The organism is Streptomyces sp. NPDC017202, from assembly GCF_044331705.1.
GTDB lineage: Bacteria > Actinomycetota > Actinomycetes > Streptomycetales > Streptomycetaceae > Streptomyces.
Genome location: NZ_JBIRNP010000002.1, coordinates 428,734 through 450,107, shown reverse-complemented (window position 1 = coordinate 450,107; position 21,374 = coordinate 428,734). Strand labels below are relative to the sequence as shown.

The window sequence follows — 21,374 nt, the reverse complement described above, 5'->3', positions numbered from 1 at the left end:
GCCGGAGCGGGTTCGGTGCCACGGTCAGTTGGTGAAGGCGAAGTACTTCCAGGCGCCGTGGGTGGTGGAGTTGACGGAGTCGCCGGAGGATCCGTTGACGTACGACGAGCGCATCCGGGCCCGGATGCCGGAGTCGCCGGGCGCCTCCAGGCGTACGGCGGACTTGCCGTTGGTGGCCAGGGCGAAGTACTGGGACCCGGAGTCGTACCAGGAGCCCTGGTAGTAGACCTGGAGCTGGAACCGCTGCTGGCGGCCCGCGTAGTAGTTCATCGTCGTGGTGAACACCGGGTCGGTGTTCTTGCGGAAGTAGTAGTACGTCGTGGAGCCGATCTTGCCCGTCTTGTAGTGCCGGGAGACGGCGGTGGAGATCTTCACCTGGGCGTACGCCGTCGACTTCACGGTCTTGGAGGCGTACCGTGCGTCGCCGTCGAAGACGGCGGTGACGGTGGTGTCACGGGTCATGTCGACGACCGCCGACAGGTTGCCGCCGGAGTTGACCCTGGCCTTCTTCAGCAGCCTCTTCGGCTTGTCGGAGCCGAAGGGGTCCGCGTAGATCGCGACGGTGCGGTTCTTGTACGTCGTGCCGAGGTGCGCGGTGAACGTGACGTCCTTGCCGTACGCGTACAGCTTGCCGTTGTTGTTCAGGGTCAGCGCGGTCGCCTTGCGCGAGACCTGCACCGCGTCGTGGCCGGCGGCGGGGGCGTGCGTGGCGTCGCCCGCGTAGGACACCTTGTAGGTGACCTTGCCGCCGGCGGGCGGGGTGTCCGTGAAGGAGAAACCGCCGTCGGCCCTCGTCCTGACGGCGGCCAGGGCCTTGCCGCTCGGGGACTCCACGTCGGTGCGGATCACCCTCAGGGCGGTGCCCGCGGGAAGGGGCGTCCTCGAGGTCAGCCGGCCGGTGACGGTGAGCTTCCTGGCCCGCTCCGCCGTCGTGGGGGCCGACACCGTGAGGGCGGGCAGCTCCTTGGTCGGGTCGGTCAGGGCGCGCAGGGTGTACGTGCCGTAGGTGTTCACGGAGACGGCGAAGACGCGGCTCGCGTCCGGCGCCCAGGCCAGCGCCCCGTCCACGAGGGTGTCGGCGCCGCTGCTGTTGCCGGTGTTGGGGAAGTCGTACTCCCGCGTCGGCTCCGGGTCACCGGGCCGGTGGATGTGCACGTCGGGTTCGTACCAGGAGAAGCTGCCGCCCGCGACGCTGCCGTCGGGCGCGACCCGTACGGCGTTCGGGTACGCGTCGATGGGGTAACCCGCCGCCTTCGTGAGGTCGGTGGTCGAGTAGGCGCCGATGCCGTAGCCGTACTCGGGGCTGCCCCACGAGGTGAGCACCTGGCTGCCGTCCGGCGTCAGGTCCAGCTGCTTCACGGCGGTGTCCATGTCGCCCTTGCTCCGCAGCGTGGCTCCGTCGGCCGTGACGTCGTACACGGCGAGCGTGCCGCCGTTGCCCGCCACCAGGACGCCCGGGACGGCCGGGTCGGCCGCCAGGAACATCCCGAACGCGCCGTGGAAGCCGACGTCGCCCCGCTCGGCGAGGTGGACGACGGGTTCGGCGCCGGAGACGTCCAGCGAACCGAAGTCGGTGTCGTGGGCGAACCAGATCCGGCCGTCCACCACCTCCAGGTCGCCCGGAGCGGCGCCGACCGGATAGCTCGCGGTCTGCGCGTACGTCGCCGTGTCCACCGAGACGATCCGGTCGCCGTTCGTCACGGCGGCGTACACCTGTCCGGAGTCGGCGGACAGGGCGAGGCCGGACACGCCGGAGAGCCCGGTCAGCGTGGCCTTCACGGCGCCCGTGTAGTCGGTGACGACGATCTTGCCGCCGGTCGGGTCGGAGACGTAGACGCGCTGGTGGGCGCCGTCCACGACGAGGTCGCCGACCGACTTCACCGGAAGCGTCCTGGCGGAGTCGGCCACGGCCGTCCCCGCGGTGCCCACGGCGAGGACCGCGGAGCTGAAGACGACCGCGAGGGCGGTCGCGGTCGAAAGGGTGCGCATGCGCACGATGATGTGAACCCCCACAGAAGCAGCCCGGTCGGTCGCCCGGGCGAAGACGAAAAGGCCGCGCGTCCCCCCTCACACCGACGAACGGGTGTGTGGACGCCGCCGAGGAGAGCAGCGTATGGCATGCCAGTGACAATCAAGGACGGAAATATCGCCGGCCGGCGGACGGCCGGGACGGTCGACGGCCGGTACGGCGGACGGCCGGTACGGTCGACGGCCGGTACGGTCGACGGCCGGTACGGCGGACGGCCGGGCCCGGTGCCCGCCGCGGGCGGCCGGACGGAGTCCGTTCAGACGCGGTCGCTCCCCGCCGCGGGCGAACGTGACGGGACGGTGGGCGTGGTCAGGGGGACGGGTCCGCTCCCCGCACCACCGCGACCGGGCAGTGGGCGTGGTGCAGCAGGGCCTGGCTGACGGAGCCGAGTAGCAGCCCGGTGAAACCGCCGCGGCCCCGCGCGGCGGCCACGACCAGTTGCGCGGACCGGCTCGCCTCGATCAGCGCCTCCCGTGCGCCGCCGTGCACCACCTCGTGGTCCACCACCACACCGGGATACCGCTCGCGGAAGCCGGCGAGCGCCTCGGACAGCAGGCGCTCCTCCTCGGCGGCGAGGGCGCCCGGCGGGTTCGCGTACGGCTCCGAGGCGTCCTGCGGGGCGGGCAGCGGCGCGTTCCACGTGGTCCAGGCGTGCAGCGCCACCAGCGGCACCTTCCGCAGCTCCGCCTCGGCGAACGCGAAGTCCACCGCCCGGCGGCCCGCCGCCGAGCCGTCGACGCCCACGACGACCGGGCCGTCGGCACGGGCCGGCTCGCGCACCACCAGCACCGGACACCGGCCGTGCGCCGCCAGGTGCACGGCGGTCGACCCGACCAGGAGGCCGACGAACCCGCCCATCCCCCGCGACCCGACGACCACCAGCTCCGCCTCGCGCGACTGCGCCTCAAGGACCGTCAGCGGTTCACCGGTCACCACCGCGTGCCGGACGTCGACGTCCGGCGCCGCCGCCCGCGCGCGCTCGACCGCCTCGGCCGTCAGACGGTCGACCATGGCGCGGATCCCGCCCTCGGGCGGCCCCAGCGGCGAGGGACCCGTGGGCACGTGCATCGCGGGCCAGACGAACGCGTGCACGATCCGCAGGCCCGCGCCACGGGCCCGTGCCTCCCGCGCGGCCTCCTCCACCGCGGCGAGACTCGACTCCGCCCCGTCCACACCGACGACCACCAGACCGCTCATCGCGCCTCCCGTCACATGCCCGGCTCCTGGGGAACGCGTTCGCTCCCCCTCCAGGGTGGCCCCGTCGCCGCCCTTCGGCACGGGGCCGGACGGTGCCGTCGCCCCGGGCCGGCCGGCACCTCCCCGCGGCGGCGACGCGTCGCACGCCGGACCCGGGCCCGCGCCCGTGCCCGTCCGGCCCTGGGCGGGGGACCGTACGGCCCTTCTGCGCGCGGTGACGCCCGTGGTGTCCTGTGGGTGACGGGGAGGGCCCGTACAGGGACGCGGAGGAGCAGCCGGGAGCTGCGCACCGCGTGATCAGGATCCGCGAGAAGCGGGTGGACCCTCCCCGTCGAACCCGTGCCCGCGGGGCCGCGCCCCACCCATCGGCGCCGTCAGCGGGTCCGCAGCCATACCGCCACGAGACCGGCCACGGCCGTGCCGGCGCCGTAGCAGGCGCCCCGCAGGAACTGGTCGGCCGCTGCGCGGCGGCGCCGGGAGAGCCACCGGGTGAGGTCGCACGCCGTACGGCGGCAGCGCGCGGCCGTGGTGGACAGCCGGCGTCGGACGGCTTCCCGCCGGGGCGGCTCCGTGGGGCGCCCCGAGCGGGCGCGCCGTACGTTCATGGCTGCTGCACCTGCCTTTCTGCGGAGAACCGGTCATCGCTCCGCGAGGACCGCGACGGCGGGAACGGCGTGGTCGGCGGTCGGGGCGGGGCGGAGCGGGCGGAAGGTGACGCGGCCGTCGGCGTCGACCCGGGCGCCGTGGACGGCGGGCTCGGGCAGGCTGTTGTAGTGGAACGGCGTGGAGAAGTAGTAGGCGCCGGTGTCCGGTACGACGACGAGGTCGCCGGCGTCGAGGAGGGGCAGCTCGCGGTCGCGGGCCAGCAGGTCGCCGGCGAAGCAGCACGGGCCCGCGACGTCCTGGGCGACGGGCCGGCCGTGCTTGGCGGTGCCGTCGGGGTCGTGGGCCTCGATCCGCAGGGGCCAGGCGTCGGGGGCGAACACGGTGCGGGTGGCGACCTGGGCGCCGGCGTGGGTGATGGCGATGGGGCGGCCGCCGACGGTCTTGGTGTACTCGACGTACGCGGCCATGAACCCGTTCTTGGCCAGGACGGAGCGGCCGAACTCGGTGACGATCTCGTAGGCGCCGGAGAACAGGGCCGGGGCGTGTTCGCGCAGGCGGTCCACGTAGGTGTCGAAGCCGGGCGTCGTCTCGTCGTCGGCGAAGTTGACGGGCAGTCCTCCCCCGATGTCGATGCCGGTGACCTGCCGGCGGCCGAGGTGGGCGTTGATCTCCTCGGCGAACGCCACCGCCTGCGCGATGCCCTCGGCGATCAGGTCCAGGGGGCAGCCCTGCGAGCCGACGTGCGTGTGCACCCAGGTGAGCCAGGGGCGGTCGCGGTACGCCCGCAGCAGACGCCGCCGGTTGCCCTCGTCCGTCAGCGGGATGCCGAACTTGGAGGTCGCGGTGGCCGTGCTCATGGCGCTGATCGAGCCGCCGCCGACCTGGGGGTTGACCCGCACGCCGATCCGGGAGCCGGTGTCGCGGGTGGCGAGGATGTCGTCGATGCGCGCCAGTTCCTGGAAGCTGTCCGCGTTCACGGCGACGCCGAGGCTCAGGGCACGGGCCAGTTCCGCCCGGGTCTTGGCCGGGGAGTCGAACACGATGTGCGCGGGGTCGAAGCCGGCTTCGAGCGCCCGGGCCAGTTCGCCGGCGCTGGCCACCTCGCAGCCCATGCCGCCCCGGCGCAGTTCCTCCAGGACGGGGACCAGGCAGTTCGCCTTGGCCGCGAACGCGTGCAGGACCTGGAGGGAGTCGGGGAACGCGTTCCGCAGGGAGGTGACGGTCCCCTCGACGCCGTCGAGGTCGACGAACCCGGCCAGCAGCGCGGTGTCGGGGTCCAGGAGTCCCTGCCCGACGGCCGCCCGCAGGATGCGCTCGCGCCGGGCCGCCCCGGTCTCGCCCTCGTACCCGCTGTTCCTGGCAGAAACGCTCATTCCGCACCTTCCCGGAGCCTTGGAGTCCCGACCGCCGCACGCCTGCCGTGCGGCGGGACCATCAGGTTCCCCGCGCGGCGGTGCGGGTGTCCTCGTCGGGAGTTCCGGTGTCGCGCACCGCGGTTCTCGCCGTGGAGCGAAACCGCGGGCGGGGGACGGTCGTCCTGGTGCGCGGGCACGAAGGAACCGCTCCTTCCTCGTGGCGGCGCCCGACGCGACCCTCCGCCTCAGTCCTGCCCGCCCTCGCGCTCCAGCAGCCGCAGTTGCAGCTGCGCGAGGAGCCGGGCGTCCGGGCTGCCGAGGTCGAGCCCGGACACCTCGGTGAGCCGGCCGATCCGGTGCCGCAGGCTGTTGGCGTGCACGCCCAACGCCCGCGCGGTGTCCGGCACGTGACCGAAGTGGTCGAGGTAGGCGCGCAGGGTCCGCACCATCGTGCCGCCGCCGTGCCCGGCGTCGTACGCCAGCAGTCGCGCCACCGGCGTGTCCGGGGCCGGCTCCGTCCCCGTCTCTGTCCCCGTCCCCGTCAGCGTGTCCAGCATCTGGTTCAGGGCGATGGTCTCGGCCACCTCGCTCGCGAAGGCGACGGTGCGGTGTTCTCCCGGCGAGAGCAGGGCCCGCAGCGCCAGGTCCGCCGACCGGCGGGACCCGGGCAGGTCCGCCAGGGTCTCGACCACGGTGCCCAGGCCGATCCTCGCGTCGGGTCCGAACGTGTCGGCCACCTGCCGCACCAGGGCCGCCCCCGTCCGCGCCACCTGCTCGCCGGCCCGGCGCACGTCCTGGTGCAGCGCGCCGAGCAGGACCAGGGCGCCCCGGTCGACCGGCAGCACCACCGGGGTGACGTCGTACGCGCCGCACCGCACCGCCAGCAGCGCGCACAGCTTCGCGGTCTCCTCGGCCCTGCCGGACGCGCCGGTGCGCACCGCCAGCACGGCGCAGTGCCCCCGCGCCGGTATCCCGGTGCGTTCGGTCAGGACGGCGGCGGATCCGCGTCCGTCGAGCAGCGCGCGGGCCGCGTCCTCGGCCAGGCGGGCGTGCGACCGGTGGGACCGGTGGTGCAGCAGGTGCGTGGCGGCCACCCGTGCCGCCGACCGCAGGGTGTCGAAGGCGTGCGGCGGGAGGTCGCCGCCCGCGGCCGCCACCCAGATCGAGCCGAGGACCTCGCCGCCCGCCCGGACGGCCACCACCAGGCGTTCGGGGTTGTCCCCGTGCGCCGGCCGGTGGATGACGTCCCCCGAACCCCACAGGGCCCGGAAGAACCCGGCCTCCCGCATGGCGGAGACCCGCCACTCGGGCACCCGGCGGCCGAGGATCGTCAGCCGGCGCAGCTCGTCCACCTCCTCCTTCGTGGACGAGTACGCCAGGACGCGGGACTCCAGGTCCTCGATCGTCACCGCGCCGCCGACCAGGACCGCGACCGCGTCGGCCAGCCCGTTCAGGTCGCCCGGCGGCACGGCGGACACCGCCGGATCGGCGGGCGACCCGGACAGGACCAGACCGGCCCGCAGCGCCCCGACCAGCTCGGTCCAGCCGCACCACGCCGTCCGCAACAGCAGCGCCGTCCCGCCGTCCTCGGCCGCCGCCCGCAGCGCCCCGGGGAGCGGCCCCGACCCGCCCTGCCCGAAGACGACCGCGACGGCGCCCGATCCGGCGGCTTCGCGCACGGCGTCGACGGCGGCGGCCGACCGCGGGTCGACGCCCACCGCCAGCAGCACCTGCCCCCGCGCAGGCCCCCGGTCCAGCGGGTCCAGCACCGTGACCCCCTCGACCACGACCTCGAGGCCGCGCGGAGCCACGCACAGCTCCAGCGCACCGGCCCCCATGACCGACAGCAGCCGGTTCAGTGTCGGGCCCGGCACCGCGTCGCCCCCCGGCCCGGCCATCGCGTCCGGCACCATCCGGCCCCCTTCCGTCGGCACGGTGTGTGACGGCGAGTGTAGGAGGAGTCACCCGAACAGGTCACCGGAACCGAGCGGGGCACCGTGACCGGGCGCGTCACGGGGCCGAACGCGTCGCGGGGTCGAACGCGTCGCGGGGTCGAACGCGTCGCGGGGTCGAACGCGTCGCGGGGTCGAACGGGTCACCGGAACCGAGTGCGTCACGGGGCCGGGCCGGTCACGAGGCCGGTGTTCCGCGCGCCGCCCGTCAGGCCGGCGTCCCCACCGGGGCCGCCGTGCGCGCCGCCTTCCCCGCGACCCGGCGGCGGCGGGTCGGCAGGCCCATGGTGGGGTTGGCCACCCCCCAGGCCGCGCCCTTGCAGATCAGCTCCTTGTAGAGGGCGGCGGTGCGTCCGGTCAGGGCCGCGCGGACGGCCCGGTCGTCGGCGGTGACGTACTGGATCAGGCCCTGCCTGCGGCCCAGGGAGACGCACTGGTTGAAGTAGCGGATGGACACCTCCGGGATCTTCCGGCCGGTCAGGCGGGCCGCGATGGCGTCGGCGGCCTGCCAGGCGGTGGGCACGCCCGAGGCGCACGACATGCGCAGCGGCTTGCCGGCGGGACCCGCGACCTCGGCCGCGTCGCCGACGGCGTACACGTCCGGGTGGGAGACCGAGCGCATGGTCCGGTCGACGACGATCCGGCCGGTGCCGGTGACCTCCAGGGTGGTGGCCCGCGCGACCGGGTGGACGGCGAAGCCGGTGGTCCACACGGTGACGGCGGCCGGTACGGACGTGCCGTCGGCGGTGGTGACGCGGTCGGCGTCCACGGCGGTGACGGCGGCGTGCTCGTGCACGGTGATGCCGAGGCCGTCGAAGACCTTGCGCAGGTGCCCGCGGCCCTTGGGCGAGAGCCAGTCGCCGAGGCCGCCGCGGACGGCGAGGGCGACGTCGAGGTCGGGGCGGGCCTCGGCGATCTCGGTCGCGGCCTCCACGCCGGTGAGGCCGCCGCCGACCACGACCACCGGCTGTCCGGCGTCCAGGCGGGCCAGGCGCTCGCGCAGCCGGAGGGCTCCGGGGCGGCTCGCGATCTCGTGGGCGTGCTCGGCGGTGCCGGGGACGCCCTGGTCGTTCCAGGCGCTGCCGAGGGCGTACACGAGGGTGTCGTACTCCAGCTCCTCCTCCTCGGCGGCCTCCGTGCCGGCGTCGGTGCCGGTGACGGTGACCGTCCGGCGGTCGGCGTCCACGGCGGTGACCCTCGCGAGCCTCAGCTCCACGCCGGTGCCCGCGAACATCTCGGCGAACGGCCGGGGCCTGAGGTCCTGGCCGACCGCGAGCTGGTGCATCCGCACGCGCTCGACGAAGTCGGGCTCGGCGTTGACGAGGGTGATGGCGACGTCTTCGCGGTGCAGCCGCCTGGCGAGGCGCCCGGCGGCGACGGCTCCGGAGTATCCGGCTCCGAGGACGATGATGCGGTGCTGCATCTCCATGCTCCTGTCTTGAGCGGGTTCGCCCCTTGAACCGGGCGGCCCCGCGTTTCCTGACAGGAACACGGTGTGAAGCAGGTCACATCCGCGTCAGAACGTGACGCGGACGGGCTCGCCGTGGCCGGTGGCCGCCCAGTGCCGCGTCGCGCGTTCGAGCTTGTCGGGGTTGACCTGGTTGCGGAGCCCGGCGATGCCCTCCGGGGTGACCTCCAGGGTCATGACGCCGATGACGCGGCCGTCGACGACCACGACGACCGCGGGGTCGCCGTTGGCGAGCGTGGCGTACATCTCGGCCGAGTCGCCGACCAGGGCGCGCTTGGCCTTGCCGGGCCTGAACAGGCCGCGCAGGAACGTCGCGACCGCGAGCGCGCCCTCGAACGCCTTGGCGCGGGCCGGGACCTTGCCGCCGCCGTCACCGATCGAGACGGCGTCCTGGGTGAGCAGCCGCACGAGCGGCTCGGTCCGGCCACTGGTGGCGGCCGCGAGGAACTCGTCGACGATCCGCCGGGCGGCGGCCTCGTCGATCTCGGTACGGGCCCTGCCGTCGGCGACGTGCTTCCTGGCGCGGTGGAGCAGCTGCTGGCTGGCGGCCTCGGTGATGTCGAGGATCTCGGCGATCTCCCGGTGCGGGTAGTCGAAGGCCTCCCGCAGCACGTACACCGCCCGCTCGGCGGGCGACAGCCGCTCCAGCAGCGTGAGGACCGCGTACGACACCGACTCGCGCTGTTCGGCGGTGTCGGCGGGGCCGAGCATCGGGTCCCCGGCGAGCAGCGGCTCGGGGAGCCACTCGCCGACGTAGGTCTCGCGCCGGGCGCGGGCCGAGGTGAGCTGGTTGAGGCACAGGTTGGTGAGGACCTTCGTCAGCCAGGCCTCGGGAACCTCGACGCGCGCGACGTCGGCGGCCTGCCAGCGCAGGAACGTCTCCTGCACGGCGTCCTCGGCCTCGCTCGCCGAGCCGAGGAGGCGATAGGCGATGACCTCCAGGCGGGACCTGGAGGCCTCGAACCGTTCCACGTCGTTCACGGTCAGGGCCATGGCCCGGATCCTAGCCCTCGCGGCCCCCGGGACGGCGGCCGCGTTCCCCGGACCCACCCCCGCCGGCGGCCGCACCGTGACCGGCCGTGCTGCCGGTGCGGCAGGGGCAGCAGGTGCGGCCGGGGCGCCGGGCACCGGCGCGCGGGCATTAGGCTTCGAGGGGCGGGCCGTACGTCGTCAGCGCGCCGGCACACATGTACGGGAGGCCTGAGTGGATCAAGAGCCGTTGCCCTCGGAGGGGTACGCGGAGGTCCGCGTCGTCGCGGCGACGCCGGATGTCGCGCGCCGGGTCGCCGAGGTGCTGCGCCGCTGTTTCGCCTCGGCCGAACAGCGCAGTTACCCGGCCGGCCAGGAGGGCGGGACCCGGCTGCACCTCACCATCGACACCACGCGGGCCGCCGGGCCCGCACAGTCCTGGCTGTCGGCCAGCGAGTCCTCCTCGAAGGACCCCTCGCACACCGACGAGGTCTGACCGCCCGCCCCCACCCGCCCTCAGGCGTCGAGGACCAGGACGTGCCAGGGCGAGGCGGGCAGCGGCTCGCCGCCGGTGTCCGCCTCGGCCTCCCGCCATCCCCAGGACCGCAGCGCCTTCAGCAGCGCGGCGTCGGTACGGCTCACCAGCGTGATCCCGGCCGTCGCGTCGTGGTCGGCGAGCAGCCGCCGCTGGAGACGCCGGGCGAGGTTCCCGTCACGCCCCTGGTGCCGCGTCCGCACGGGAGGCTGGACGACGATCCGGGAGATCGCGAAGAGCCGTTCGGAGGCGGCCGGGCGGAGCGGGTCCGCCGACGGGTTCCCGTCCGGACGCAGCCCCCGCCACCAGGCCCCGCGGTCGTCCACGGGAAAGCCGTAGGCGCACCCGGTGACCACGGTGGTCTCGGCGATCAGCAGCGCGAACCCCGGCCGTCGCAGGTCGACGGCGAGCCCCCGCAGGAAGGCGTCCCGGTCCCGCTCCCTCGCCCACGGCTTGCCGCCGGCGGTGTCCGCGTACAGGTCGCCCAACTGCCCGAGCCGGTCCTCGACCTGACTCCGGCTCAGCGCGCGGACGCGGTCGGCGTCCCGGGAGGACGGGTCCTGGTCGCGGGGGGCGGGAACCGGTCCGCGGTCGCGTGCGGGTTCGAGGGTCCACCGGGGGACACCGGGCCGCGCGGGCTCCCGGGTCGTGGGCCGGCCGGGCACGTTCACGGTCATGGGGCGAGCCCTGCTCCGGGCGCGGACGAATCCGGTCCGGCGTCGTCGGTCACCGGGAACGGCAGCGGCGGGGGGCCGGTGCACGAGACACTCCCGGCTCCTCCACGGTACTCCAGCAGGTGCGGGCCACAGCGATGATCGAACCTTTGTTCGGAAATCGTGGCCGGGCACCCCCGGTGGCGTACCGTGGGGGGTATCGGGAGTTCTCCGTACGTCACCTCAGCGTCGGCGTCGTTCCCGACGCACCACGGCACCGGACCACCGCGACGGCGGCCCGGGGACAGGGAACGCGACATGCACGCGCCCACCGACCACACCGTTGCGGACGGCCATCTCCGCCGCCCGCTTCCCCGCCACGCTCCCGTTCCTCCCGCGCGGTCCCGAGCCACCCGGCCCGGCCCTCTGCTCAGACTCCGGCTCGCGCCCGACGGTCAGGTGCCGCGCCGCCTCGACGGGGTCTGGTGGCCACGCTCCGACGACCTCCTCGCGGAGCTTCCCGAGCTGCTCGCCGGACTTCCGCGCGCCTGGGGGGACATCGCCAGCGTCATGGTCGACGGCACGGCGTGGGCCGGGTCGCCGGGCCGGATGCTCGTGTGCAACCAGGTCGTACGGCTGCGCAGGTCCACGGCGGCGCACGCGCCCGGCACCGTCGTCCTCATGGCACCCGGCCGGGGACGCCGGGACCTGCGGGTCGTACCGCCCGGCACGACGGAGGAAGCGGCCCGGCCGCTCATGTCCGCGGGGGCCGACGGCCTCGTCTGAGCGAGCCTCGGCGCTCGCCCGACCGACCGTCGGCACCCGCCCGGACGGGTGAATTCTTCGACCGGCCGGGCCGGACAGGCCCGTGCTACTGTCGATTTCCGGTGCCGTCGCCGCCCGGTACCGGCACCGACCCGCACTTCGCAGCTGGGGCCCGCACCTTGGGGTGCGGGCCCCAGTTCGCTGTATCCGGAGGATGCGGCACCCGCTCCTCCCCCACCGCTCACCTCCCCCGGTCCCCCCGGCCCCCTCTCCCCGGGCCGGTCCCTTCTCTTCGCTCTGTGAGGCAACATGCGCTGTGTCATCGCCCGGTACCCGTTCGACCTGACCAAGAGCGGGGTGCTGGTCGCGATGGCGGGCGTCACTCCCGAGCTGATCACGGGCGAGTCCGTCACCGTCGGCCGCCGCCGCTACCCGGTCAAGCAGGTCGGCGAGGTCGTCACCCGGCAGGACCGGCGGGACTTCACCAGCGGCGAGGTCGTCCGGGCCATGCGCCGTCTGGGCTTCACCTGCCACGGCCTGCCCGAGGAGGCCGCGCCCGTGATCGCCGGTTCCCCGAGCGCCCTGCAGTCCGCGTCGGAGATGCTCGGCGGCCCCGGCCCGCGGGACGTGTGAGCACGGACGGGAGCACCACGCCGGCGTCGTGCCCCACGGCCGCGCCGGCGCCCTGAGCCCGGCCCCGCCGGGCGGCCCGGCCCGCGTGGAACTTCGCCGCCGCGGCGGCCGTTGGCAGGATGACGCGTGCGAGCCGCGCGTCGGACCGGAACGACAGGGCTGAAGCCGAGGGTGGCACGCGTGGCGATGTGGGATCGGATCAAGGACCAGGCCAAGGGGCTCCAGCAGGCACAGGGGGCGCGGGGCACCGGTGGCCACGGGCGGCCGGGGGCCGCGGGCCAGGGCGGTTCGCGCGCCCAGCTGGTGAGCACGCTCAAGTCCCAGCTCACCTCCCTCAAGACCGAGTTGAAGAGCGGCGCCTACCGCGACGCCAGCATGGCGATGTGCGCCCTGGTCGCCGCCGCCGACGGACACGTCGACCCGACCGAGCGGCAGCACGTGGAGTCGCTCATCCTGCACAACGACGTCCTGCAGAACTTCCCGCCCGAGCAGCTGCGCCAGCGCTTCAACAAGCACGTGGACCGGCTGGCGTTCGACTTCCCCCAGGGCAAGGCCGAGGTCCTCCAGGAGATCGCCAAGGCCGCGAAGAAGCCGACGGAGGCCAGAGCCGTCGTCCAGACCGGGTTCGTCGTCGCGGGCGCGGACGGGTATGTCGCGCCGGCCGAGGAGCAGGTCCTGCGCGAGGCGTGCTCGGTCCTCGGCCTGTCGGCCCAGGAGTTCGGCCTCTGAGTCCCTCCCCGCACCGGTGGCGGTCAGGCTTCGGGGATCAGCGGCAGCGCCGTCGTGACCTCGAAGCCGCCCTCCGGGCGGGGTCCCAGCCGCAGTTCGCCGCCGATGGAGTGGGCGCGTTCACGCATGCCCAGGACACCGAAGCCGCGGCCCGGCCCGGTCGCGGGCGGCGCCGTGGCGGCCGGGCCGTCGTCGCTGACCGTGATCACCAGCCGGGACCCGGAGTACACCAGGCGTACCCGCGCGCAGTGACTGCCCGCGTGCTTGGTGACGTTGGTGAGCGCCTCCTGCACGATGCGGAACGCGGTCAGGTCCGCCCCCGGCGACAGCGGCCGGGGCTCCCCCTCGGTGGTGACCGTGACGGTGAGCCCCGCGGACTCGCACGCCGCGACCAGCTCGGGCAGGCGGGCCAGGCCCGGTGCCGGTTCCGGCGGGCCGGCGTCCGGGTCGTCGTGTCGGCGCAGCAGTCCCAGCGTCGCCTTCAGCTCGCGCAGCGCGGAGGACGTGGTGCCGGTCAGGTCGGTGAGGATCCGCTTCGTCTGCTCCGGCCGGGTGAGCGCGAGGTGGGCGGCGGTGCCGGCCTGGGCGTTGGCCAGCGCCAGGTGGTGCGCGACGACGTCGTGCAGTTCCCGGGCGATGCGCATGCGCTCCTCCGTGACGCGCAGCCGGGCCTCCTCCTCCCGGGTGCGTTCGGCGTACTCGGCGCGGGCCTGGACGGCCTGGAGGTAGGCGCGCCGCAGCCGGGTCATGGTGCCGGCGGCGATCGGCAGCATCAGCCAGAAGACCGGCCCGATCGTCCTGAGCAGCAGGGAGAGGTCGTCCATGCTGTCGGAGAAGACGGCCGCGGCCGTCACCGCCAGGGTCGTGCCGACACCGAAGGCGCGGGTCGTCCGGGGGTCGGTGAGCATGGCCAGCCAGTAGAGCGCCGCCATGATCGGGCCCAGCAGCAGCGGGGTGACCAGGTATCCGAGCGCGACCGCGATCACCGTGCAGACCGCGGTGACGACGACCGCGGTGCGCGGGTGGCTGCGGTACCGCAGCAGCGCGAGGCAGGAGACGCCCATCAGGGCGGTGCAGGTCCCGGCGTGGTCGGGCGGGGCGACGCCGGGCATGGTGAGGGAGCTGCCGAGGCTCGCGCAGCCCATCAGCGCGAGGACCACTGCCAGGTCGATGAGACGGGGGTGACGGTCCGCGTACCGCCCGACGCGTGCCGAGTACTTCTCGACGCGGTCCGTGTAGCGCTCGAGGCTGCTGCTCATCGGGGTTCGGCTCTCCGGTCGGTGGTGCTGGGTCCATCGTGACCTCCGCCGCCGCGGTGGGGCGACGGGACCGCCCGTGGCGTTCACCACGGACGGTCCCGGTCGGGCGGGGCGGGCTCAAGCGCGGGCTCAGGTGCGGGCCGGCTCCAGGCCGGCGGCGGCCGGCTCGTCGGCCGGGTCCCGGTCGCCGGGGGCGGGCCGGTGGGCGAGCGCCTCGCCCTCCACGTCGACGCGGGGCAGGATCCGGTCCAGCCACCCGGGCAGCCACCAGGCCTTGTCGCCGAGCAGGGCGAGCACGGCCGGCACGATCGCCATCCGGACGACGAAGGCGTCGAAGAGGACGGCTCCGGCCAGCCCGAACCCGATCATCTTGATCATGGAGTCGTTCTCGCCGATGAACCCGGCGAACACCGCGATCATGATCAGCGCGGCGGCCACGACCACCCGGGCGCTGTGCCGGAAGCCGGACGTGACCGCCTGGCCGGGCCGCTCGCCGTGGACGTACGCCTCGCGCATGCGGGAGACGAGGAAGACCTCGTAGTCCATGGCGAGGCCGAACACGATGCCCACCAGGAAGATCGGCATCAGGCTCATGATCGGGCCGGTCTGCTCCACGCCGAGGATGCCGGCGCCGTGGCCCTGCTGGAAGACCACGACGACCGCGCCGAGGGAGGCCAGCACCGACAGCAGGAACCCGAGGGCCGCCTTGAGCGGGACGAGCAGGGACCGGAAGACCAGCATCAGCAGCACGACCGCCAGGCCGACCACGACGATCAGGTAGGGGACCAGCGCGGCCTGGACCTTGTCGGCGATGTCGATGTTCAGCGCGGTGCTGCCGGTGACCTCGAAGGTCGCGCCGGTCCCGGCCTCGACGCCGGGGCGCTCGCCCCGGATGGTCTTCACCAGGTCCTTGGTGCGCTCGTCGGTCGGCGCGGTGGACGGCACGACCGAGAAGACGGCGGTGTCACCGGCCTCGTTGAAGCGGGCCGGGGAGACCGAGACGACGCCCTCGGTGCCGCCGATGCGGTCGGCGACGGCCTGGGCGGCCGCCTTCGGGTCGGAGTCGCCGCGCGCGTCGACGACGATGGTCAGGGGCCCGTTGAAGCCGGGGCCGAAGCCGTCGGCGAGCGCGTCGTAGGCCCGGCGCTCGGTGGTGGAGACGGGCTTCGCCTCGTCACCGGGCATGCCCAGTTGCAGCTCGGTCACGGGCAGCGCGAGCGCGCCCAGGCCCACCACGCCGAGCAGCAGCACGGGCAGCGGGCGGCGCAGCACGAACCGGGCCCAGCGGGTACCGCCGTTGTCGGCGGCGCCGCCCTCGACCCGGCCGCTCCTGCGGGCCCTGCGCGCCAGCACGGCGTTCGGCCAGAACCCGAGGAAGGCCGGCACCAGCGTCAGCGCGATCAGTACGGCGAGGACGACCGCGCCCGCCGCGGCGAGCCCCATCTTGGTGAGCATCGGGATGCCGACGACGGCCAGTCCGGCCAGGGCGATGACGACGGTGAGGCCCGCGAAGACGACCGCCGACCCGGCGGTGCCGGCCGCGAGACCGGTCGCCTCCTCGGGCGTGCGGCCGTGGGCCCGTTCCTCGCGGTAGCGGGAGACGACGAACAGGGCGTAGTCGATGCCGACCGCCAGGCCGAGCATCATCGCCAGGGTGCCGGTCGTCGCGGACAGGCCGAGGGCGTCGGAGAGGGCCGTGATCGCGGCCATGCTCACGCCGACGCCGACGATCGCGGTCAGCAGGGGCAGTCCGGCCGCGGCGAGCGAACCGAAGGTGACGAGCAGGACGACCGCGGCGATCGAGACGCCGACGATCTCGGCGACGCCGCCCGGCCCGGCGCCGTTCTGCAGCGCGTCCCCGCCGGCCTCGACGGTCAGCCCGGCGGCACGGGCCTCCGTGAGGGCCCGCTCCAGGCGGGCCCTGCTGTCGTCGGTGAGTTCGTTCGCCGCGACCTCGTAGGTGACGGTCGCGTAAGCCGTCGAGCCGTCCTCGCTGACCGCTCCCGCCCGGAACGGGTCGGCGGCGCTCGCGACCTGCGGCCCGCCGGCCAGGTCGGCCACCGCGTCCTCGACGGCCCGCCGGCTGTCGGCCGCGGTCACCTTCCGGCCGTCCGGGGCGACGAAGACGACCCGCGCGGTGGCGCCGTCGGCGGAGGCGCCGGGGAAGCGCTGCTCCAGCAGGTCGAACGCCTTCTGGGACTCGATGCCCGGCATCGAGAACTGCTCGTCGGCGGCCCCGGGGGCCTTGAGGGCGCCCAGCCCGACGGCGGCCAGGACCGCCGCCCAGACCAGGGCGACGTACCAGCGCCGCCGGAAGGCCAGGCGGCCCACGCGATAGAGGAAAGTAGCCACGACAGGGGGTCTCCGCATCTGGTGCCGACTGTCCGTCCAGACTCGCCGCGCCGCCCCCGGCCTGTCGTCGTCCGCCTGCCGACAATTCCTCCTACTGAGAACGCAGTACGGCGGGCCCCGCGGGATCCACCGGCGGGACTACGGAACGGCCCGCGCATCGGACTCGTGTTCCCACCGATGTGTCCTTCGTCGCATTCGGAGGGAATTCAGGGGTGCGGGGGTTTCGCGCGGGACGGTGCCCGTACAGGTCGTCGTACGAGGTCACAGGGGTGCGCCCGGTGCCTCCGACCGGAAGGCGGGGGCGCCGGTGGAGCAATATCTGCAGTCACCAGGTGAGAAATTGACGCAGCGCCCGATGAATATTCCCGCACCCCGCTCACCAGGCGAAATGGTGCACAGCACTCGGCCGAACGCACCGTGCTACTGTCGTCGTCAGTTGCAGTTGTGGTTGCCAGAAGGTTTTTCCATCGGGGTGATCATCACGGCGACCGGAGTCACACAGGGTGACTCCGAACCGTCCCGAAGGAGAACAAAATGGCCAGCGGCACCGTGAAGTGGTTCAACTCTGAAAAGGGCTTCGGCTTCATCGAGCAGGACGGCGGCGGTCCCGACGTCTTCGCTCACTACTCGAACATCGCGACCCAGGGCTTCCGTGAGCTCCAGGAAGGCCAGAAGGTGTCGTTCGACATCGCTCAGGGCCAGAAGGGCCCGACGGCGGAGAACATCGTTCCCGCCTGACCCTGCCTGACGCGTGACGCAGCCGGGGCCCGCACCGTGGGGTGCGGGCCCCGGCTCGCCGCTTTTCCGGGTGCCGCGCGGGATTACCTGATTTCCCGCAGGACGGTGACGTCTATCCCGTCCATCTGTTTCGGCCCCACCCACTCCGGCTCGTTCTCGCAATTCTCCGTGCCTTTCACGTGCTCCGGGAATTCCTTGATACGCGCCGCATCAAGGAAGGTTCCCCCGCATGAACCGTGCACGTTCCGGCGCCCGCTCCTACGGCCGCTCCGCAGGCGCCCCGCAGCGCTCCTCCGGCAGCCGCTCCTCCGGGCCCCGTCGTTCGCAGGGCGGCTCCGGCCGCCGGCCGATGGCGCAGCAGGGCGAGTTCGCGCTGCCGGAGACGGTGACGCCCCCGCTGCCCGCCGTCGAGTCGTTCGGCGACCTGGGTCTGCCCACCCCGCTGGCGACCGCGCTGGCCAACGAGGGCATGGCCGTCCCGTTCCCCATCCAGGGCGCCACCCTGCCGAACTCCCTGGCCGGTCGTGACGTCCTCGGCCGCGGCCGCACCGGCTCCGGCAAGACCCTCGCGTTCGGCCTCGCGGTGCTGGCCCGTACGGCGGGCCTGCGGGCCGAGGCGCGTCAGCCGCTCGCCCTCGTCCTCGTGCCGACCCGCGAGCTGGCCCAGCAGGTCACCGACGCGCTCACGCCGTACGCCCGCGCCGTGCGGCTGCGACTGGCCACCGTCGTCGGCGGCATGTCGATCGGCCGCCAGGCGAGCGCCCTGCGGGGCGGCGCCGAGGTCGTCGTCGCCACGCCGGGACGGCTGAAGGACCTCATCGACCGGGGCGACTGCCGCCTCGACGAGGTCCGCATCACCGTCCTCGACGAGGCCGACCAGATGGCCGACATGGGCTTCATGCCGCAGGTCACCGCGCTGCTCGACCAGGTGAAGCCCGACGGGCAGCGGATGCTGTTCTCGGCCACCCTGGACCGCAACGTCGACCGGCTGGTGCGCCGCTACCTCTCCGACCCGGTCGTCCACTCCGTCGACCCGTCGGCCGGCGCGGTCACCACGATGGAGCACCACGTCCTGCACGTCCACGACACGGACAAGCAGCGCACGACCACCGAGATCGCGGCCCGCGACGGCCGCGTGATCATGTTCCTGGACACCAAGCACGCGGTGGACCGGCTGACCAAGCACCTGCTGAACAACGGCGTGCGCGCCGCCGCCCTGCACGGCGGCAAGTCCCAGCCGCAGCGCACCCGGACGCTGGACCAGTTCAAGACGGGCCACGTGACCGTGCTCGTCGCGACGAACGTGGCCGCGCGCGGCATCCACGTCGACAGCCTGGACCTGGTCGTCAACGTGGATCCGCCGACCGACCCCAAGGACTACCTGCACCGCGGCGGCCGTACCGCCCGCGCGGGCGAGTCCGGCAGTGTCGTGACCCTCGTGACCCCGGACCAGCGGCGCGCCATGAGCCGGCTGACGGCCGCGGCCGGCGTCACCGCCCAGGTCACCGCTGTCCGCTCGGGCGAGGAGGAGCTGAGCCGGATCACCGGTGCCCAGACCCCGTCCGGCGTCCCCGTCGTGATCACCGCTCCGGTCGTGGAGCGCCCCCGGCGCTCCGCCGCCTCGGGCGGCTCGTCCTCCCGCGGCCGTCGCGGCCGCGGCGGTGGCGGTGGCGGTGGCGAGCGCGGCGGTGAGCGGAGCGCGCGCGGTGGCGAGCGCGGTGGCGAGCGCGGCCGGTCCTCCGGCGACGCGTCGTCCTCGCGCGGCCGGTCCCAGCGCCGGTCCGCCTTCGGCTCGGCGGCCTGACCCGAGGGAAACAGCACGCCCCGGGGCGTGCGGGGACGGCCGGTGAACCGCCTCCCACCTGCACGGAAGGGCCCCGTCGGCAGTTGCCGACGGGGCCCTTCCGCATGCCCGGCCGGGGGCGGTCCGAAGCGGGGGACACCGCAGGGGGGTACCCGTAACGGCGGACCGGCACGGCGGCGGGACCGGTGGACGGTGTTGAATCTCCTCAGGGGCCCGGGTGCCGGACAGCGGCGGGGCCCCTTCTACGCGGCGATCAACGAGGTGACATGACAGCAGACAACCCGCTCAGCGGTCGTCTGGACGACGACGACTACCCGGCGTACTCGATGGGCCGGGCGGCCGAGATGCTCGGCACCACCCCCGGTTTCCTCCGGGCCATCGGGGAGGCCCGCCTGATCAGTCCGCTCCGCTCGGAGGGCGGGCACCGCAGGTACTCGCGCTACCAGCTGCGCATCGCCGCCCGCGCCCGCGAGCTGGTCGACAAGGGCACCCCGATCGAAGCCGCGTGCCGCATCGTCATCCTGGAGGACCAGCTCGAGGAGGCCCGGCGGATCAACGACGAGTACCGTCGGGCCGCGAGCGAGGAGCAGGACTCCCCTTCGCGCACGCGGTCCCCCTCGCATTCGCCTTCGGGTTCCGGTTCGGGGCGGGGTTCCGGCTGACCGGTGCGGGCACGGCGCAGACCACCTCACCGGAGGAGGCCGTGACGTCCGCCACGAAACGCCGGCGTCCGAGGCCGAGCCGGCGCAGTCCCGGACCGTGGTCGACGGCGACGACCGGCGACACCGCGAGCAGGAGCACCCGCCACGACGCCGGCACGGGGTGCCGGGCCGGCCGGGGCGGCTCCGCGAGACAGGCGTGCAGCCGCTCGCAGGGGAAGGGCGCGTGGCGCTGTTCGCCGGCGAGGATCCGGCCGGCGACGTCCGCGGTCAGCGGGTCGTCGGTGCCGTCGCGCAGGGCACGGCAGTACCGCAGCGCCACCACCTCCGCGATCACCAGCACGAGCAGTTCCCGGCGCAGGCCCGTGAGCCACCGCGGCCGCCCGCGTCGGCCCACCGGTCCGACGGGAGTCGCGGTTCCCCGCCCTGTTCCAGGAAATCAACCCAACGGCCTCGCTCGTACGGATGTGCTGGTTGCGCGGGTGGTCCGGGAGGCGGCTCCGTGGCGCCGGCCGACCGCAACTCGCCGGGGCGAAAGCGGCGATGACGGTGCGTCAGCCGCGGGCGCCGGCCGGCCGGGAGCGGGGCCGGTGGGCGCCCTCCCCGTGGACGGCGGACAATGGGGGCATGAGCATCGTCAAGATCAATGTGCTGACCGTTCCCGAGGAGCAGCGCGAGACGCTGGAGAAGCGGTTCGCCGCGCGGGCGGGCGCCGTCGAGAACTCGGACGGGTTCGAGTGGTTCGAGCTGCTGCGCCCGGTGGAGGGCACCGACACCTACCTCGTCTACACGCGCTGGCGCAGCGAGGAGGACTTCCAGAACTGGATGTCCGGGCGGGCCCGGGAGGCGCACGGCGGCGAGGGCGGTGCCGAGGGCGCCGAACAGCGGAAACCGGCCGCCTCGGGTGCCACCCTGTGGTCCTTCGAGGTGGTCCAGCAGGCATCCCCCGGGCAGAGCGGACCCGCCACCGAGTAGGCTCCACACTCATGGCGCACGCTGATGACCTGCTCGTCGACATCGCTGCAAGGGTGGAGTCGGAGCACAACAGTCGGATGTCCCTCACCGTGGTGATCCCCGGGGCCGTGATCACGGGCCGGCTCGCACCGGAGACCCTGTGGAAGCAGCGGGTGGCGGAGGTGCTCGAGGCCTCCGACCAGCTCGGGGCGTTCTCCTCGGTGTTCACCCGCGCGGACGGCACCGGCACACCTCCCGAACCGCGGGCCGGACGGCCCACCCACCTGCACTTCCACGTGGCCCGCATCCTCCAGGGCAACTTCGGCATCCCCGACACCGGCGGCATGTACCGCGTCGCCCTGGAGGACGTGAGCGCGTGGACGATCGGGGACCTGAGGTACGCGGATCAGTGACGGAGCACTGAGGGGCGGCAGGGCCGGCGGGCCCTGCACGGTAGGTCCCGCCGCCCCGGTGTTCCCGTACCGCGGCCGGCGCCGCCCGGCGCCGGACTCCTGCGGCAGGCAGGTGCGCGACCCTCCGGTCGACATCGACCGCGTGTTCGCCATCGGTGCGCTTGTTCGTGCCCGTGCGGAGGGGCGGACCGGGGAAGGCGACCGGAACGTCACGGGCCGCGCACGGTGCGCGATGGCGTCCTCACGCCCCGGTCACATTTCGTTCAACCCCTGGTAGCCGGGCGGTCAGCGAGCGACCATGGCC

19 protein-coding genes and 1 pseudogene are annotated in these 21,374 nt (G+C 74.2%); 9 read left to right on the top strand and 11 right to left on the bottom strand.

What is annotated here, in order from left to right; translation table 11 throughout:
- Positions 1–24: 24 nt before the first annotated feature.
- From ACH4N1_RS06255 to sigJ, 7 genes are all read right to left on the bottom strand, one after another.
- Positions 25–1,989 carry a YncE family protein gene (locus tag ACH4N1_RS06255; protein ID WP_398094869.1) on the bottom strand — a complete coding sequence of 655 codons (1,965 nt, stop codon included), beginning with the start codon at positions 1,987–1,989 and terminating at the stop codon, positions 25–27.
- Between the two features lie 349 nt (positions 1,990–2,338).
- Positions 2,339–3,226, bottom strand: a complete 888-nt coding sequence (locus ACH4N1_RS06250) for a universal stress protein (RefSeq protein WP_398094868.1) — start codon at positions 3,224–3,226, stop codon at positions 2,339–2,341.
- 374 nt (positions 3,227–3,600) lie between these two features.
- Positions 3,601–3,831 carry a hypothetical protein gene (locus ACH4N1_RS06245; protein WP_398094866.1) on the bottom strand — a complete coding sequence of 77 codons (231 nt, stop codon included), beginning with the start codon at positions 3,829–3,831 and terminating at the stop codon, positions 3,601–3,603.
- A gap of 33 nt (positions 3,832–3,864) precedes the next feature.
- On the bottom strand, positions 3,865–5,205 hold the full coding sequence (locus tag ACH4N1_RS06240; RefSeq protein WP_398094864.1) for a diaminopimelate decarboxylase: 1,341 nt from the start codon (positions 5,203–5,205) through the stop codon (positions 3,865–3,867).
- A 227-nt stretch (positions 5,206–5,432) separates the two neighbouring features.
- The gene (locus tag ACH4N1_RS06235) at positions 5,433–7,121 is read right to left on the bottom strand and encodes a PucR family transcriptional regulator (RefSeq protein ID WP_398094863.1); all 1,689 of its coding nucleotides are present in this window, start codon (positions 7,119–7,121) and stop codon (positions 5,433–5,435) included.
- A gap of 226 nt (positions 7,122–7,347) precedes the next feature.
- Complete coding sequence (locus tag ACH4N1_RS06230) at positions 7,348–8,562, bottom strand: NAD(P)/FAD-dependent oxidoreductase (protein WP_398094861.1); 1,215 nt, start codon at positions 8,560–8,562, stop codon at positions 7,348–7,350.
- A 93-nt stretch (positions 8,563–8,655) separates the two neighbouring features.
- Positions 8,656–9,600: an RNA polymerase sigma factor SigJ gene (sigJ, locus tag ACH4N1_RS06225; RefSeq protein WP_398094860.1), complete on the bottom strand. Its 945-nt coding sequence runs from the start codon at positions 9,598–9,600 to the stop codon at positions 8,656–8,658.
- A 211-nt stretch (positions 9,601–9,811) separates the two neighbouring features.
- Between sigJ and ACH4N1_RS06220 the strand changes: the two genes are divergently transcribed.
- Complete coding sequence (locus ACH4N1_RS06220; RefSeq protein ID WP_398094859.1) at positions 9,812–10,072, top strand: hypothetical protein; 261 nt, start codon at positions 9,812–9,814, stop codon at positions 10,070–10,072.
- Positions 10,073–10,092: 20 nt separating this feature from the next.
- On the opposite strand, the gene ACH4N1_RS06215 is transcribed toward ACH4N1_RS06220, so the two are convergent.
- On the bottom strand, positions 10,093–10,788 hold the full coding sequence (locus tag ACH4N1_RS06215) for a hypothetical protein (protein ID WP_398094857.1): 696 nt from the start codon (positions 10,786–10,788) through the stop codon (positions 10,093–10,095).
- Between the two features lie 294 nt (positions 10,789–11,082).
- Between ACH4N1_RS06215 and ACH4N1_RS06210 the strand changes: the two genes are divergently transcribed.
- The 3 genes from ACH4N1_RS06210 (at position 11,083) to ACH4N1_RS06200 (ending at position 12,891) form a co-directional block, all read left to right on the top strand.
- Positions 11,083–11,550: a DUF5994 family protein gene (locus ACH4N1_RS06210; protein WP_398094855.1), complete on the top strand. Its 468-nt coding sequence runs from the start codon at positions 11,083–11,085 to the stop codon at positions 11,548–11,550.
- Positions 11,551–11,838: 288 nt separating this feature from the next.
- On the top strand, positions 11,839–12,162 hold the full coding sequence (locus ACH4N1_RS06205; RefSeq protein ID WP_398094854.1) for an SCO5918 family protein: 324 nt from the start codon (positions 11,839–11,841) through the stop codon (positions 12,160–12,162).
- A gap of 180 nt (positions 12,163–12,342) precedes the next feature.
- Positions 12,343–12,891 carry a tellurite resistance TerB family protein gene (locus ACH4N1_RS06200; RefSeq protein ID WP_398094853.1) on the top strand — a complete coding sequence of 183 codons (549 nt, stop codon included), beginning with the start codon at positions 12,343–12,345 and terminating at the stop codon, positions 12,889–12,891.
- Between the two features lie 23 nt (positions 12,892–12,914).
- Here ACH4N1_RS06200 and ACH4N1_RS06195 read toward each other — a convergent pair whose 3' ends face one another.
- Together ACH4N1_RS06195 and ACH4N1_RS06190 are read right to left on the bottom strand one after the other, a co-directional pair.
- The gene (locus tag ACH4N1_RS06195) at positions 12,915–14,150 is read right to left on the bottom strand and encodes a sensor histidine kinase (protein WP_398094852.1); all 1,236 of its coding nucleotides are present in this window, start codon (positions 14,148–14,150) and stop codon (positions 12,915–12,917) included.
- Positions 14,151–14,279: 129 nt separating this feature from the next.
- Complete coding sequence (locus tag ACH4N1_RS06190; RefSeq protein ID WP_398094851.1) at positions 14,280–16,502, bottom strand: MMPL family transporter; 2,223 nt, start codon at positions 16,500–16,502, stop codon at positions 14,280–14,282.
- Between the two features lie 534 nt (positions 16,503–17,036).
- Between ACH4N1_RS06190 and ACH4N1_RS06185 the strand changes: the two genes are divergently transcribed.
- From ACH4N1_RS06185 to ACH4N1_RS06175, 3 genes are all read left to right on the top strand, one after another.
- Positions 17,037–17,240, top strand: a complete 204-nt coding sequence (locus tag ACH4N1_RS06185) for a cold-shock protein (protein ID WP_363087555.1) — start codon at positions 17,037–17,039, stop codon at positions 17,238–17,240.
- 229 nt (positions 17,241–17,469) lie between these two features.
- Positions 17,470–19,044, top strand: coding sequence for a DEAD/DEAH box helicase (locus ACH4N1_RS06180; RefSeq protein WP_398094850.1), 1,575 nt, complete (start codon positions 17,470–17,472; stop codon positions 19,042–19,044).
- Between the two features lie 266 nt (positions 19,045–19,310).
- On the top strand, positions 19,311–19,706 hold the full coding sequence (locus ACH4N1_RS06175) for a MerR family transcriptional regulator (RefSeq protein ID WP_398094849.1): 396 nt from the start codon (positions 19,311–19,313) through the stop codon (positions 19,704–19,706).
- A gap of 1 nt (position 19,707) precedes the next feature.
- Here the strand turns inward: ACH4N1_RS06175 and ACH4N1_RS06170 are convergent.
- A pseudogene (locus ACH4N1_RS06170) lies at positions 19,708–20,085 on the bottom strand (ferritin-like domain-containing protein); the annotation flags it as partial.
- Positions 20,086–20,330: 245 nt separating this feature from the next.
- Between ACH4N1_RS06170 and ACH4N1_RS06165 the strand changes: the two are divergent.
- Both ACH4N1_RS06165 and ACH4N1_RS06160 read left to right on the top strand, forming a co-directional pair.
- Positions 20,331–20,678, top strand: coding sequence for an antibiotic biosynthesis monooxygenase family protein (locus tag ACH4N1_RS06165; protein ID WP_398094848.1), 348 nt, complete (start codon positions 20,331–20,333; stop codon positions 20,676–20,678).
- A gap of 11 nt (positions 20,679–20,689) precedes the next feature.
- Complete coding sequence (locus ACH4N1_RS06160; RefSeq protein WP_398094846.1) at positions 20,690–21,070, top strand: hypothetical protein; 381 nt, start codon at positions 20,690–20,692, stop codon at positions 21,068–21,070.
- Positions 21,071–21,374: the final 304 nt, after the last annotated feature.

Bases quoted from the DNA above. Each gene is read 5' to 3' on its own strand.
- sigJ (WP_398094860.1), bottom strand. From the start codon at position 9,600: ATGGCCCTGACCGTGAACGACGTGGAACGGTTCGAGGCCTCCAGGTCC.
- ACH4N1_RS06195 (WP_398094852.1), bottom strand. From the start codon at position 14,150: ATGAGCAGCAGCCTCGAGCGCTACACGGACCGCGTCGAGAAGTACTCG.
- ACH4N1_RS06175 (WP_398094849.1), top strand. From the start codon at position 19,311: ATGACAGCAGACAACCCGCTCAGCGGTCGTCTGGACGACGACGACTAC.
- ACH4N1_RS06250 (WP_398094868.1), bottom strand. From the start codon at position 3,226: ATGAGCGGTCTGGTGGTCGTCGGTGTGGACGGGGCGGAGTCGAGTCTC.
- ACH4N1_RS06165 (WP_398094848.1), top strand. From the start codon at position 20,331: ATGAGCATCGTCAAGATCAATGTGCTGACCGTTCCCGAGGAGCAGCGC.
- ACH4N1_RS06160 (WP_398094846.1), top strand. From the start codon at position 20,690: ATGGCGCACGCTGATGACCTGCTCGTCGACATCGCTGCAAGGGTGGAG.
- ACH4N1_RS06180 (WP_398094850.1), top strand. From the start codon at position 17,470: ATGAACCGTGCACGTTCCGGCGCCCGCTCCTACGGCCGCTCCGCAGGC.
- ACH4N1_RS06215 (WP_398094857.1), bottom strand. From the start codon at position 10,788: ATGACCGTGAACGTGCCCGGCCGGCCCACGACCCGGGAGCCCGCGCGG.
- ACH4N1_RS06245 (WP_398094866.1), bottom strand. From the start codon at position 3,831: ATGAACGTACGGCGCGCCCGCTCGGGGCGCCCCACGGAGCCGCCCCGG.
- ACH4N1_RS06255 (WP_398094869.1), bottom strand. From the start codon at position 1,989: ATGCGCACCCTTTCGACCGCGACCGCCCTCGCGGTCGTCTTCAGCTCC.
- ACH4N1_RS06205 (WP_398094854.1), top strand. From the start codon at position 11,839: ATGCGCTGTGTCATCGCCCGGTACCCGTTCGACCTGACCAAGAGCGGG.
- ACH4N1_RS06210 (WP_398094855.1), top strand. From the start codon at position 11,083: ATGCACGCGCCCACCGACCACACCGTTGCGGACGGCCATCTCCGCCGC.
- ACH4N1_RS06230 (WP_398094861.1), bottom strand. From the start codon at position 8,562: ATGCAGCACCGCATCATCGTCCTCGGAGCCGGATACTCCGGAGCCGTC.
- ACH4N1_RS06185 (WP_363087555.1), top strand. From the start codon at position 17,037: ATGGCCAGCGGCACCGTGAAGTGGTTCAACTCTGAAAAGGGCTTCGGC.
- ACH4N1_RS06240 (WP_398094864.1), bottom strand. From the start codon at position 5,205: ATGAGCGTTTCTGCCAGGAACAGCGGGTACGAGGGCGAGACCGGGGCG.